This window comes from Nocardioides marmotae, assembly GCF_013177455.1.
Taxonomy (GTDB): Bacteria; Actinomycetota; Actinomycetes; order Propionibacteriales; family Nocardioidaceae; genus Nocardioides; species Nocardioides marmotae.
In genome coordinates, this window is record NZ_CP053660.1 from 4258755 (window position 1) to 4272263 (window position 13509).

11 protein-coding genes are annotated in these 13509 nt (G+C 72.1%); 3 read left to right on the forward strand and 8 right to left on the reverse strand.

What is annotated here, in order from left to right; all coding sequences use genetic code 11:
- Positions 1 to 223: 223 nt before the first annotated feature.
- The gene (locus tag HPC71_RS20225; protein ID WP_154617528.1) at positions 224 to 1456 is read left to right on the forward strand and encodes an IS30 family transposase; all 1233 of its coding nucleotides are present in this window, start codon (positions 224 to 226) and stop codon (positions 1454 to 1456) included.
- Between the two features lie 97 nt (positions 1457 to 1553).
- Here the strand turns inward: HPC71_RS20225 and HPC71_RS20230 are convergent, their stop codons facing one another.
- Positions 1554 to 3752, reverse strand: coding sequence for a 3-hydroxyacyl-CoA dehydrogenase NAD-binding domain-containing protein (locus HPC71_RS20230; RefSeq protein ID WP_154612447.1), 2199 nt, complete (start codon positions 3750 to 3752; stop codon positions 1554 to 1556).
- A 160-nt stretch (positions 3753 to 3912) separates the two neighbouring features.
- Positions 3913 to 5124, reverse strand: coding sequence for an acetyl-CoA C-acetyltransferase (locus tag HPC71_RS20235; RefSeq protein WP_154612446.1), 1212 nt, complete (start codon positions 5122 to 5124; stop codon positions 3913 to 3915).
- A 111-nt stretch (positions 5125 to 5235) separates the two neighbouring features.
- Here HPC71_RS20235 and HPC71_RS20240 point away from each other — a divergent pair, with 111 nt between their 5' ends.
- Together HPC71_RS20240 and HPC71_RS20245 are read left to right on the forward strand one after the other, a co-directional pair.
- Positions 5236 to 5979, forward strand: coding sequence for a MerR family transcriptional regulator (locus tag HPC71_RS20240; protein ID WP_253943821.1), 744 nt, complete (start codon positions 5236 to 5238; stop codon positions 5977 to 5979).
- Between the two features lie 23 nt (positions 5980 to 6002).
- Positions 6003 to 6902 (forward strand): NAD(P)H-binding protein, encoded by a 900-nt coding sequence (locus HPC71_RS20245; RefSeq protein ID WP_154612445.1) that lies wholly within the window; start codon positions 6003 to 6005, stop codon positions 6900 to 6902.
- Between the two features lie 119 nt (positions 6903 to 7021).
- Here the strand turns inward: HPC71_RS20245 and HPC71_RS20250 are convergent, their stop codons facing one another.
- The 6 genes from HPC71_RS20250 to HPC71_RS20275 form a co-directional block, all read right to left on the reverse strand.
- Entirely contained in the window at positions 7022 to 7717 is a 696-nt protein-coding gene (locus HPC71_RS20250) for a CPBP family intramembrane glutamic endopeptidase (protein ID WP_216656486.1), read from the reverse strand.
- A 70-nt stretch (positions 7718 to 7787) separates the two neighbouring features.
- Positions 7788 to 9263, reverse strand: a complete 1476-nt coding sequence (locus tag HPC71_RS20255) for a DEAD/DEAH box helicase (RefSeq protein WP_154617516.1) — start codon at positions 9261 to 9263, stop codon at positions 7788 to 7790.
- Between the two features lie 232 nt (positions 9264 to 9495).
- Positions 9496 to 9690 (reverse strand): CsbD family protein, encoded by a 195-nt coding sequence (locus HPC71_RS20260; RefSeq protein WP_154612443.1) that lies wholly within the window; start codon positions 9688 to 9690, stop codon positions 9496 to 9498.
- An 83-nt stretch (positions 9691 to 9773) separates the two neighbouring features.
- Complete coding sequence (locus tag HPC71_RS20265; RefSeq protein ID WP_171897112.1) at positions 9774 to 11240, reverse strand: flavin-containing monooxygenase; 1467 nt, start codon at positions 11238 to 11240, stop codon at positions 9774 to 9776.
- A gap of 80 nt (positions 11241 to 11320) precedes the next feature.
- A complete protein-coding gene (locus HPC71_RS20270) occupies positions 11321 to 12124 on the reverse strand; it encodes a glutamine amidotransferase (protein ID WP_253943822.1) in 804 nt (267 codons plus the stop codon).
- Entirely contained in the window at positions 12067 to 13242 is a 1176-nt protein-coding gene (locus tag HPC71_RS20275) for a CaiB/BaiF CoA transferase family protein (RefSeq protein WP_154617514.1), read from the reverse strand. Before HPC71_RS20275 ends, HPC71_RS20270 begins: the two co-directional genes overlap by 58 nt.
- Positions 13243 to 13509 lie beyond the last annotated feature (267 nt).

Here is a 13509-nt window from a genome sequence, read left to right on the forward strand (position 1 = left end):
GGCCGATCGGACGACCGGGCCGACCAGCGACGACCGCGCCGACCGGGTCGCCCGGGTCGCCCGGGTCGCCCGCGCCGCCCGGGCCGCCCGGGTCGCCCGGGTCGCCCGGGTCGCCCGGGCGACCCGGGCGGCGTACTTCTCAGGGGACCCCTGCACTTCTCAGGGGAGATCTGCCCGGCGAGCTCAATCGGTCTAAGCAACGCTGACCGATGGGAGTGTGGCGTTGCCGAAGTTGTTCTCGTACGAGACGCGTGATGAGTTCTTCGAGTTGGTCTGTGGTGGGTTCTCTTTGCAGAGAGCCGCGGAGGTTGTCGGGGTGTCGGCTGATGCTGCGACCAGCTGGTGGCGATCCTCGGGGCTTGTGACTCCCGTGATCCAGTACGGCGCTGTGGGTGGCCTTCCCGGTACCGCCGCCCCGGGTGTACCCGGCGCCCAGGGCCCCGACGAACCAGGCCGGCAGCGGCGGCCGTTGACCAGCGAGGACCGCTCCGCGATCGCGGTCGGGCTGATGTGCAAGTGCTCGTATGCGCAGATCGGGGCGATGATCGGGCGCGACAAGTCCGTGGTGTGGCGTGAGGTGGCCCGCAACCGCGGCCCGGACGGCTCGTACTGGGCGCCGGTCGCGCACCGGGCCGCGCACGAGCGCCGCCGCCGGCCCAAGGACTTCAAGCTGGTCGTGAACCGCGGCCTGTGTCGTCGGATCGAGGCCTGGATGGACGAGGGCTGGTCCCCGGGGCTGATCGCGGCCATGCTGCGCCACCAGCACCCGCACATGATCATGGACCGTGTGTCGCACGAGACGATCTACCGGGCGCTGTACGTCCAGACCCGCGGCAGCCTGCGCAAGGACCTCGCCGCGCAACTGCTGACCAAGCGGCGCACCCGCAAGCCCCACGGCGCGGTCGACGGACGCGGGAAGTCGCTGTACCGGGAGGCGTTCACGATCAGCCAGCGGCCCGCCGAAGCAGCCGACCGCGCGGTCCCCGGGCACTGGGAAGGCGACCTGATCTTGGGAGCCGGCAACCGCTCGGCGGTCGGCACCCTGGTCGAGCGGTCCACCCGGTTCGTGATCCTGCTGCACCTGCCCGGCCGCCATGACGCCGCTTCGGTCGCCGAGGCGATGATCCGCGAGATGAGCCAGCTACCGATCCACCTGCGGCGATCCCTGACCTGGGACCGCGGATCTGAGCTGGCCAACTACCGCGACGTCGAGGCTCGCCTCGAGATGCCGGTCTTCTTCTGCGACCCCCACTCGCCCTGGCAACGCGGCACGAACGAGAACACCAACCGGCTGCTGCGGTTCTGGCTCGAGAAGGGCACCGACCTCTCACTCCACACCGCCGACGACCTCGCCCGGATCGCCGCCACCCTCAACCGCCGTCCCCGGCCTACCCTCGACCTCAAAACCCCAGCCCAAGCGCTGGCCGAACTGCTCGCCAACCCGGCAGCAGCATGACCGTTGCTAAGACCGATTGAGCTCGCCCCCCGACAAGTGCAGGGGTCACCGGTGAACCGGTGACCCCTGCACCCCGCTCACGCGGGCCCCACCAGGATCAGGCGGGGAAGGACCCGCCGGAGGCGGCGAGGTCGCGGAGGTACTGCGTCGGGCGGAACCGGTCGCCGTACTTCTCGGCCAGCTCGTCGGCACGCTTGACGAACGCCGCGAGGCCGATCTCGCCGTCAGTGCCCTCGTAGCCGGTCATGAACTGCGCGGCACCACCGGTCATCGGGGGGAAGCCGATGCCCATGATCGAGCCGATGTTCGCGGCGGCCGCCGAGGTGATGACGCCCTCCTCGAAGCACTTCGCGGTCTCGAGCGCCTCGGCGAAGAGCATCCGGTCCTTGCAGTCCTGGATCGGGGGCTGCTCCTCGGCGAGCGGGAACAGCTCGCCCAGGCCCGACCACAGGGTCTGGCGCTTGCCGGACTCGTCGTACTCGTAGAAGCCGGCGCCGCGCAGGCGGCCCGGACGGCCCGCCTCGAGCATCCGGCCGACGACGGCGGTGCCCGGGTGCTCGGCCAGGTCGAGGCCGTCGCGCTCGGCGGCGGCCCGGGTGGCCTTGGCGATCTTGTCCATCAGCTCGAGGTTGAGCTCGTCGGAGAGCTGGAGCACCGGGGCCGGGTAGCCGGCCTGGGTGGTCGCGCGCTCGATCGTCCAGGGCTGGACGCCCTCGGCGAGCATCGCCATGCCCTCGTTGACCATGAAGCCGATGACCCGCGAGGTGTAGAAGCCGCGGCTGTCGTTGACGACGATCGGGGTCTTCTTGATCTGCTGGACCACGTCGTAGGCCTTGGCCAGGGCGACGTCGGAGGTCTCGGCGCCCTTGATGATCTCGACCAGCGGCATCTTGTCGACGGGGCTGAAGAAGTGCAGGCCGATGAAGTCCTTGGGCCGGTCCACGCCCTCGGCGAGCTCGGTGATCGGGAGCGTCGAGGTGTTGGAGCACAGCAGCGCGTCGTCGTTGACGTACGGCGCCACCTCGGCGAAGACCTTCGCCTTGAGCGCCGGGTCCTCGAAGACGGCCTCGATGACCAGGTCGCAGCCGGCCAGGTCCGCGGGGTCACCGGTGGCGAGGATCCGGCCGAGCATCTCGGCGGACTTCTCCTCGGTGAGCTTCCCGCGGGAGACGGCCTTGGCGTTGATCTTCTCCGAGTAGGCCTTGCCCTTGGCGGCGTTCTCGGCCGAGACGTCCTTGAGCACGACCTCCATGCCGGCCCGGGCGCACACGTAGGCGATGCCCGCGCCCATCATGCCGGCGCCGAGGACGCCGACCTTGGTGGCCTTCCACGGCTCGATGCCCTGCGGGCGGAGCGAGCCGGACTTGATGGCCTGCAGGTCGGTGAAGAACGCCTGGATCATGTTCTTCGAGCCCTGGTTGACCACGAGGTTGGTCAGGTAGCGCGACTCGATCCGCGAGGCGGTGTCGAAGTCGACCTGGGCGCCCTCGACGGCCGCGGACAGGATCGCGCGGGCGGCCGGGTAGACCGCGCCCTTGGTCTGCTTGCGCAGCAGGGCGGGGAACGCCGGGAGGAAGCCGGCCAGCGCCGGGGACTTCGGGGAGCCGCCGGGCATCTTGTAGCCGGGGGCGTCCCACGGGTTCTTGCTGGCCTCGGGGTTGGCCTTGATCCAGGCCTTCGCGGCCGGGACGAGCTCCTCGCGGGTGGCGACCAGCTCGTCGACCAGGCCCTTCTCCTTGGCCTGGGCGGCCTTGAACTGCTTGCCCTCGAGCAGGAAGCCCATCAGGCCCTCCTGCAGGCCGAACATCCGCACGATGCGGGTCACGCCGCCGCCGCCGGGGAGCAGGCCGAGGCTGACCTCGGGCAGGCCCACGATCACCGAGGAGGAGTCCACGGCGATGCGGTGGTTGGTGGCCAGGCAGATCTCGAGGCCACCGCCGAGGGCGGCGCCGTTGATCGCGGCCACGACCGGCTTCGGGAAGAGCTCGAGCTTGCGGAGGGCGGCCTTGACGCCCTCGGCCATCGCGAAGACGTCGGCGGCGTCCTCACGGGTGGCGGTGACCATCTTCTTCAGGTCGCCGCCGGCGAAGAAGGTCTTCTTGGCGCTCGCCACGACGACGCCGGTGACGTCGGCCTCCTCGGCGTACAGGCGCTCGACGGCGTCCCGCATCGAGGAGATGTAGAGCTCGTTCATCGTGTTCGCCGACTGGTTCGGGTCGTCGAGGGTCAGGGTGACGATCCCGTCCGCGTCGCGCTCGTAGCGGACAGCGGTCTGCTCGGTGGTGCTCGTGGTCATTCGGGGTCCTGTTCGGTACGTCGAAGAGTCAGTGGTTGCGGTGCGCGCTCGGCTCGCGGGGTCTCGACACGCGGGTCGCGGCTTCGTTCCTCAGCCGCGCCGCTTGCTCGACCAGCATCGATCGCGACGATCGAGATCAGTGGTGTGGACGGCTCCGCCGTCACACCACCTCCACGATCGTCGCGATCCCCATGCCGCCGCCGACGCAGAGCGTGGCGAGGCCGCGGCGCAGGTCGCGGCGCTTGAGCTCGTCGATGAGCGTGCCGAGGATGATCGCGCCGGTCGCGCCGAGCGGGTGGCCCATCGCGATCGCGCCGCCGTTGACGTTGGTGATCTCGTCGTTGATGCCCATGTCGCGCATGAAGCGCAGCGCGACCGCGGCGAACGCCTCGTTGATCTCGAACAGGTCGATGTCCCCGACCTCGAGGCCGGCCTTGGCGAGCGCCTTGCGGGCCGCCGGCGCCGGGCCGGTGAGCATGATCGTCGGGTCCGCACCGGAGACGGCGGTGGAGATGATGCGCGCGCGGGGCGTGAGGCCGAGCTCGGTGCCGACCTGCTCGCTGCCGATCGCCATGATCGCGGCGCCGTCGACGATGCCGGAGGAGTTGCCGGCGTGGTGGACGTGGTTGATCTTCTCGACCCAGTGGTACTTCTCCAGCGCCACGTCGTCGAAGCCGGCGTCGGCACCGATCTGGGCGAAGGACGGCTTGAGGCCCGAGAGGCTCTCGACGCTGGTGTCGGGGCGGATCTGCTCGTCGCGGTCCAGGATGACCAGGCCGCTCTGGTCGCGGACCGGGAGGACGGCGTCGGAGAAGTAGCCGTTGGCCCAGGCCTTCGCGGCGCGGTGGTGGGACTCCGCGGCGAACGCGTCGACGTCCTCGCGGCTGAAGCCCTCGATGGTGGCGATCAGGTCGGCGCCGATGCCCTGGGGCACGAAGCCGGTCTTCAGCGCGGTGGCCGGGTCGGAGGCCCAGGCACCGCCGTCGGAGCCCATCGGCACGCGGCTCATCGACTCCACGCCGCCGGCGAGGATCAGGTCCTCGAAGCCGGAGCGGACGCGGCCGGCGGCCTGGTTGACGGCCTCGAGACCGGAGGCGCAGAAGCGGTTGAGCTGCACGCCCGCGACCGTGTCGGGGTAGCCGGCCGCGAGCGCGGCCGTCTTGGCGATGTCGCCGCCCTGGTCGCCGACCGGCGAGACGACACCGAGCACGACGTCGTCGACGCGCGCCGGGTCCAGGGAGGGGTTGCGGTCCTTGATCTCGTCCAGCAGGCCGACCACGAGGTCGACGGGCTTGACCTCGTGCAGCGAGCCGGCCGCCTTGCCCTTGCCACGCGGCGTACGAATGTGGTCGTACACGAATGCTTCTGCCATGACCGTCCTAGCGTCAGTGGTGCGTTGTGATGGTGGTGCCTCGATTGTGACACTATTGGTGTCACGGTCAAGGGCGGGTCCCTTGTGGTCTGGCTCACGGGAGGAGTGGACGTGACGCAGACGGAGGATCGGGTGGAGGCCGCCCGCGAGCTGCTCACGCTCGACGAGCTCACGAGCCGGGTCGGCATGAGCGTGCGCAACGTGCGCTTCTACACGACCAAGGGCCTGGTGCCGCCGCCGATCCGGCGCGGCCGCAGCGGCTACTACACCTCCGACCACGTCGCCCGGCTGGAGCTGGTGCGCGAGCTCCAGGGCCACGGGTTCACCCTCGCCGCCATCGAGAAGTACCTCGCCGGGATCCCCGACGACGCCGCCCCCGAGGACATCGCGCTGCACCGGGCGATGCTCGCCCCCTGGCAGGCCGAGGTGCCCGAGGAGATGTCGCGCGCCGGGCTCGAGCGCCGGGCGGGCCGGGCGCTGGACGAGGAGGAGCTCGCCACGCTGGAGGCGCTGGGCATCGTGCGCAGCCCGCGGCGCGGCCGGTTCGAGGTGGCCGTCTCCCAGCTGCCGGTGGGGCTCGGGCTGCTCGACCTCGGGTTCCCCACCGAGGCCGCCGTCGCCGCGGGCCAGGTGTACGCCGCGCACGGCCGGCAGATCGCCCAGGAGCTCAACGAGCTGTTCCGGACCATGGTGTGGCCGGCGTACAAGGAGGCCGGCGCACCGCCCGAGCGGATCCAGCAGGTCGTCGAGCGGCTCAAGCCGCTCTCGATCGCCAGCCTGGTCGCGGCCTACGAGTCCGCGATGGACGAGGACCGCCGGGCCCGGATCGCCGCCCGCGCGAGCCGGGAGTCCTAGGGGCCCGTCCCTAGGGTGGGCCCATGAGCACCGTCCTGGTCACGGGCGCGACCGGCTTCGTCGGCGCCCGGCTCGTCCCCGAGCTGCTCGAGCGCGGGCACACGGTGAAGGCGATGACGCGTCACCCCGACACCTACGACGGCCCCGGGAAGCCGGTCTTCGGCGACGTCCACGACCCGGGCTCGCTCGCCGAGGCGCTCGAGGACGTGGACGTGGCGATCTACCTCGTGCACTCCCTCGACGACGGCGACTTCGAGCGCAAGGACGCCGACGCGGCCCGGGGCTTCGGGCTCGCCGCGGCCGCGAGCGGCGTCCGGCAGGTCGTCTACCTCGGCGGGCTCGGCGCCGAGGGCGAGGCGCTCTCGGCCCACCTCCGCTCCCGCCGCGAGGTCGAGCAGCTGCTCGGCGAGGCCGGCGTGCCGGTGACGGTCCTGCGGGCCGCGATCGTCGTCGGCTCCGGCGGGATCTCCTGGGAGATGACCCGGCGGCTGGTGAAGAACCTGCCCGCGATGATCGTCCCCCGCTGGGCTTCCACCCGCACCCAGCCGATCGCGATCGCCGACGTCGTGCGCTACCTCGCCGGTGTCGTCGACGTGCCCGAGGCGCTCGGCCGGGTCTTCGAGGTCGGCGGCGCCGACCAGCTGACGTACGCCGACATGCTCGCCCAGGCCGGTGCGGTCATGCACGGGCGCCGACTGCCGATCGTGCACGTGCCGTTCGGCACGCCGGTCCTGTCGCAGTACTGGATCAAGCTGGTCACCGGCGTCGACGCCACCACCGCCGCGAACCTGATCGAGTCGATGGGCAACGAGGTCGTCGTCACCGACCCCGCCATCCGCGACCTCGTCCCCGGTGAGCCGCTCACCTACATCGAGGCCGTCGAGGCCGCCCTCGCCGAGGACCGGGAGGCGTCCCGGCGGTAGCGGCGAGGTCGCGGCCGGCGGATGTTTCATCGGCCGGCCGCTAGAACTGTCGGTGGGCCGATGGAACTTCATCGTCCAACCGGGAGGTTCATCGGCCGGCCGATGAAACGTCGAGCCGCTCAGCCGATGATCGGCGGCAGGACGAGCAGCATCGAGAGCGACCAGGTGCAGTGGGTGAGGATCGGCGCGAGGATGCCGCCAGAGGCGCGCCGCTCGAGGCCGACGACCACGCCGAGGAGGATCGCGGCGAAGGCGAGCATCACGTTGCCGGTCGCGGCGGTGGCGACGACGTAGGCGACGGTCGTCCACAGGACCGGGCGGTGCGGGATGGCGGCGTACGCCGCGCCGCGGAAGAACAGCTCCTCGGCGATGCCGTTGACGGCGGTGATCACCACCAGCAGCGGCAGCGAGCCCTGGTCGGCGTAGTCGAGGACCGAGCTGACCTGCTGCTGGAGGAACGGGATCTCGCGGATCACCAGCCCGCCGAGCACGAACACCCCGACGATCGCTGCGCCGAGCAGGACCGGGGTGACGATCGGGCGGGCGAGCCCGTCGCGCCAGGCGATCCGGCCGAGGTGGAGCGGGCCGGACGCGAACGCGCCGACCGTCCAGACGCCGGCCAGGGCCGCGGTGGAGAGGTAGAACCAGCCGCTGCCCGGGTCGATGCGCAGCGAGAGGCCGAGCACGACCGCGCCGATGACGACGACCGCGACCGTCACCACCTGCCGCCGCCGCAGGGCGGCGGCGGTCTGGCGGTGGTCGCGCGGGACGACGTCCCACAGCGCTCGGCGCAGCCAGGTCTGGACGGTGCTCACCACACCGACCCTACGGACGGCTGGTCGCGGCGCTCAGCCGCGACCAGCCCGTCCGGGAGACGGTCGAGCGTCAGCGGCGGCCGGTGCTGAACGACGCGGCGGTGTGGCGGCTGCCACCGGCGGCCGCGCCGCCGGACGAGGCACCACCGGTACGACGCCCGCGACCCTGGCCGGAGCCGGCCGGCTTGCTGCCGCCCGCCTTCGCCTGGCCGCCGGTGGAGGACTGGCCACCCTGGCCACCGGGGCCGCCGGAGCGACCGCGGCCGCCGCGGGAGGAGCGGCGAGGCGCGCCGGAGCCGGAGCCCGAGCGGGCCGAGCCGCCGCCGCTGCGGGCGCCGGCGGTCGGGGCGGGGGCCTCGACGACGAGGCCACCGGGGATGGTCGACCGCTCACCGGGGGCGAGCGAGACGAGCACCGGGTCGGTCGCCGTGGCCATGCGGGTGATGGTCGGCTTGATGCCGGCCGCGCGGGTCAGGTCGCGGACGTCGCGGACCTGCTCGTCGGTCATCAGCGTCACGACGGTGCCGGCGGCACCGGCGCGGGCGGTGCGGCCCGAGCGGTGCAGGTAGGCCTTGTGCTCGGCCGGCGGGTCGGCGTGGACGACCAGCGTCACGTCGTCGACGTGGATGCCGCGGGCGGCGATGTCGGTGGCGACCAGCGTGCTGGCCTTGCCGGTGTGGAACGCCTCCATGTTGCGCGTGCGGGCGTTCTGGCTGAGGTTGCCGTGCAGCTCGACGGTGGGCACGCCGGACTTGTTCAGCTGGCGGGTCAGCGCCTTCGCGCCGTGCTTGGTGCGGGTGAAGACGACCGTGCGGCCCGGCGCGCTGGCCAGGTCGACCAGCACCGGGAGGCGGTGCTCGCGGTTGAGGTGCAGCACGTGGTGGTCCATCGCGGAGACCGGCGACTGGGCCGAGTCGGCCTGGTGGACGACCGGCTCGTGGAGGAACCGCTTGACCAGCACGTCGATGGCCTTGTCGAGCGTGGCCGAGAACAGCAGGCGCTGCCCGCGCGAGGGGGTGGCGTCCAGCAGGCGACGTACGGCCGGGAGGAACCCGAGGTCGGCCATGTGGTCGGCCTCGTCGAGCACGGTGACCTCGACGGCGCCGAGGTCGCAGTGACCCTGGCCGATGAGGTCCTCGAGCCGGCCGGGGCAGGCCAGCAGGATGTCGACGCCGGAGCGGAGGCTGCGGACCTGGGGGTTCTGCCCGACGCCGCCGAAGACGGTCATCGTGGTCAGGCCGGCAGCGTCGGCCAGCGGCTTGAGCGCCTCCTCGATCTGGCCGACGAGCTCGCGGGTCGGGGCCAGCACGAGGGCGCGCGGCTTGCGGGCCGTCGCCGGGCGGCCGGAGGCGGCCAGGCGGGCGACGAGCGGGAGGAGGAAGGCGTAGGTCTTGCCGGAGCCGGTGCGGCCGCGGCCCAGGACGTCGCGACCCGCGAGGGAGTCCGGCAGCGTCTTGGCCTGGATCGGGGTGGGCTCGGTGATGCCGCGGTCCGCGAGGACGGCGGTGAGGTCGGCGGGGACGCCGAGGGTGGTGAAGGCAGGCATGAAGGGGTGACAGATCCGTCTCGTGGCGGTTGTCTCGCCATGGGACGGCGCGGAGCTGACCTGAGAATCAGTGCTCAACGCAGAAAAGAACGGCTCCGGGGCGGGACTGGAACGGGCCGCATCCCCCACTGTAGGGATGCGGCCCGCGGATCACCCCATCGACGCGGGGTGACATGGCTCTCCCGCCCGAGCGGGAACAGGGGAGCCGCCGCGCACGGCGACTCCGGAACGGCTACTTGGTGAGCCCGTCCTTGACGTCGCTCGCGGCGTCCTTGACCTTCTCGCCGGCGTTCTTGAGGTTGGCCGACGTCTGGTCGGCCTTGCCCTCGGCCTTGAGCTCGTCGTCGCCGGTCGCGTCGCCGGCGGTCTCCTTGCCCTTGCCGCCGAGCTCCTCGGCCTTGTTGCTGATCTTGTCGCCCAGTCCCATGTCTGACCTCCTGTGGTCGTGCGGTGGCGTACGGGCCCCCGGTGACCCCCGGACGGGGGTGGGAAACGGGTCTCAGGAGGTTCTCAGCGGAAGGTCAGGACGCCGTCGTCGATCGCGTCGCGGCGGATCGTGCGGACGTCGGTCAGGTAGTTCTGGTCGAGCTTCCACGGCGCCCGGTCGCCCTGGCGGGGCAGTCCGTCGAGCGCCCGCTGGACGTAGCCGGAGGAGAAGTCGAGGAACGGGCGCTCGCCGACCGCCGGGTCCCGGTCGGCGACGAAGGAGCGCTTCCCGGTCTCGTCGAGGTGGCGCAGCATCCGGCAGACGTAGTCGGCGACGAGGTCGGCCTTGAGCGTCCAGGAGGCGTTGGTGTAGCCGATCGTGTAGACGAAGTTCGGGATGCCGCTGAGCATCAGCGCCTTGTACGACATCGTCTCCGAGAGCTCCACGGGGCGGCCGTCGACCTCGAGCGGGATGCCCCCGAACGGCAGCAGCTTGAGCCCGGTGGCGCTCACGACGACGTCGGCCTCGAGCTCGGTGCCGTCGTCGAGCCGGATGCCGGTCTCGGTGAAGGTGTCGATGGCCGCGGTCACGATCGAGGCCTCGCCGCGGCGCAGCACCTTGAACAGGTCGCCGTCCGGGACGAAGCAGAGGCGCTGGTCCCACGGGTCGTACGACGGCTTGAAGTGCGTGTCGACGTCGACGTGCTCGGGCAGCTGGCGCTTCACCCCGGCGCGCACGACGCCCTTGACCACCGTCGGCCGGCTCTTCGCCAGCTTGTAGGTGCCGATCGCGAGCAGGATGTTCTTCCAACGCACGAGCGGATAGCTGATCCGGGCCGGCAGCTTGGCCATCGCCTTGGCCCACGGGTCGCGGCCCGGCCGGGAGAGGATGTACGTCGGCGAGCGCTGGAGCATCGTGACGTGCTCGGCCGTGCCGGCCAGCGCCGGGACGAGCGTGACCGCGGTGGCGCCGCTGCCGATGACGACGACCCGCTTGCCGGTCGTGTCGAGGTCCTCGGGCCACTGCTGCGGGTGGACCAGCCGGCCGGCGTACCGCTCCTGACCGGGGAAGACCGGGGAGTGGCCCGACTCGTAGTCGTAGTAGCCCGCGCAGCTCCACAGCAGGTCGGTGGTGAACGTCCGCTCTCCCTCGGGCGTCCCGACGCGGACCGTCCAGCGGGAGGCCGCGGAGTCCCAGGCCGCCCCGAGCACCTTGTGCTGGTAGCGGATCAGCCGGTCCACGCCGCGCTCCTCGGCGACGGTCCGCAGGTAGTCGAGGATCAGCTGGCCGTCGGCGAGCGCGGTGTCGCTCGGCCAGGGCCGCCAGCGGTAGCCGAAGGTGAACATGTCGGAGTCCGAGCGGATGCCGGGGTAGCGGAACAGGTCCCACGTCCCGCCGCTGACCTCGCGCATCTCGAGCAGCGCCAGGCTGCGGCCGGGGTGCTCCTCACGCAGCCGGCAGGCCGCGCCGATGCCGGACAGGCCGGCGCCGATGACGATGACGTCCAGGTGCTCGGGCGTGGGCTCGGGGGCGCGCTCGGGAGTGCTCACCCGGTCATTATTGACAGATGTTCAACAGGAGTCGAGTGTGATGCGCCTCACCGGGCGATCCCTGGGCGGTCACCGGGCGATCACGGGGCGTAGAGCTCGGCGAAGCGGGCGAGCAGCCGCGCCGGCTCGGTGACGCTCGCGGCGCGGGCCAGCGCCTTGAGCGCCTCGGCCCCACCCGGCTCGAAGTAGCCGTGGTGCTCGTAGACGTCGATGCGCAGGCACAACCCCTCGACGTCGAGCTCGGGGTGGAACTGCGTGGCGTAGACGTGGCGCCCGAGGCGGAAGGCCTGCACCGGACAGGTCGCCGAGGAGGCGAGCAGGACGGCACCGTCGGGCAGGCGGGCGACGGCCTCCTTGTGGCCGAGGTACGCCGCGAAGCTCGCGGGCAGCACGCCGGTGAGCGGATCGGCCCGCCCTTCGTCGCTCAGCGTGATCTCGACGGCGCCGATCGGCTCGCCGAAGGTCCGGTCGACCACGCCGCCGCGCAGCACCCCGAGGGTGCCGATGCCGTAGCAGCAGCCGAGGAACGGGTGGTCCGCGGCGACCACCCGCTCGCACAGCTCGCCGAGCTCGGCCTCGACGCGCCGCTGGACCTCCGACTTCGCCCCGGGCGGGTCGCTGACGTTGAACGGCCCGCCGCCCAGCACGATGCCGGACCAGTCGGCGAGGTCGAGCGGGCCACCCAGGGCCTCGGCCAGCGGCTGCTGCTCGAGCCGCACGCGGCGTACGTCGCGCTCGTCGAGGCCCGTGGCGAGCAGGACGGCGTCGTACTCCCCGTCGGCGGCGGCGTCCTCCGCCCGGGTCCCGATGAAGAGGAGCGGGCGGTTCAGACCTGCACCGCCACTCCGCGCTCGATCAGCCCGTCGACGTCGGCGACGCCCCACGCGCACAGCGCGGCGCGGGTGTGCTCGCCGGCCTCGCGCGACGGCGGCAGCGACAGGGTCGCCTCGGTCCGGCTGAAGCGGGGCGCCGGCGTGGGCTGGAGCAGGTCGTCCTTGGTGACGAAGACGCCGCGCGCGGCCATGTGCGGGTGCTCCGCTGCCTCGCTGATCGGGATGATGCCGGCCACGCAGGCATCGGTTCCCTCGAAGACCTCGACCCAGTCCGCCTGGGTGCGCTGCTTGAACGTCTCGGTGAACAGCGCGCGCATCTCCTCCCAGCGCTCCATCTCGAACTGGCCCGGGCAGCGGTCCTCGACGCCGAGCAGCGAGACGAGCTGGGCGAAGAACTGCGGCTCCAGCGAGCCGACCGACATGTGCCGGCCGTCGGAGGTCTCGTAGACGTCGTAGAACGGGGCGCCGCCGTCGAGGAGGTTGGCGGCGCGCTCCTCGGTGAACTGCCCGCCGGCGAGGAAGGCCGCGGTCATCGCGTTGAGGCTCGCGGTGCCGTCGACGATCGCGGCGTCGACGGTCTGGCCCTTCCCGCTGACCTTGGCCTCGAGCAGTGCGGCGAGGATGCCGATGACGAGGTACGTCGACCCGCCGCCGAAGTCGCCGACGAGGTTGCTCGGGAAGTGCGGCTTGGCCTTGTCCTGGCCGAGGCCGAAGAGGGTGCCGGTGATCGCGATGTAGTTCATGTCGTGGCCGGCGGCCTGGGCGAGCGGGCCGTCCTGGCCCCAGCCGGTCATCCGGCCGTAGACGAGCCGCTCGTTGACCGCGGCGCAGTCCTCGGGGCCCAGGCCGAGACGCTCCATCACGCCGGGGCGCATCCCCTCGACGAGCACGTCGGCCTGCTCGACCAGCTCCAGCACGGTCGCGCGGGCCTCGGGGTTCTTCAGGTCCAGCGCGACGCTCGGCCGGCCGCGGTTGAGCAGGTTGTGCGCGCCGCCGGCGAGCAGCTGGCCCCCGGGGCGCTCGACCCGGATCACGTCCGCGCCGAGGTCGGCCAGCAGCATGCACGCGTGCGGCCCGGGGCCGATCCCCGCGATCTCCACGACCTTGACCCCGCGGAGCGGTCCGGTCCCCTGGCCCAGCTCGATGCCCGTGCTCGTGCTCTCAGTCATGGGTCGGATCATGACAGAACTACTGTCACGGTTGCGAGGGGTTGCCGCCGGTTGAGCAGGGAGGCGCCCCAGCGCCAGGCCGCCGCTGGTTGAGCAGGGAGGCGCGCCAGCGCCGGTCGCCGCTGGTTGAGCAGGGAGGCGCCCCAGCGCCGGTCGCCGCTGGTTGAGCAGGGAGGCGCCCCAGCGCCGACCGTGTCGAAACCCGGTGACGGACGCAGGGGCCGCAAACCACGGCCACCGGGTCTCGACGGGCGTCCCCGAGGCCGC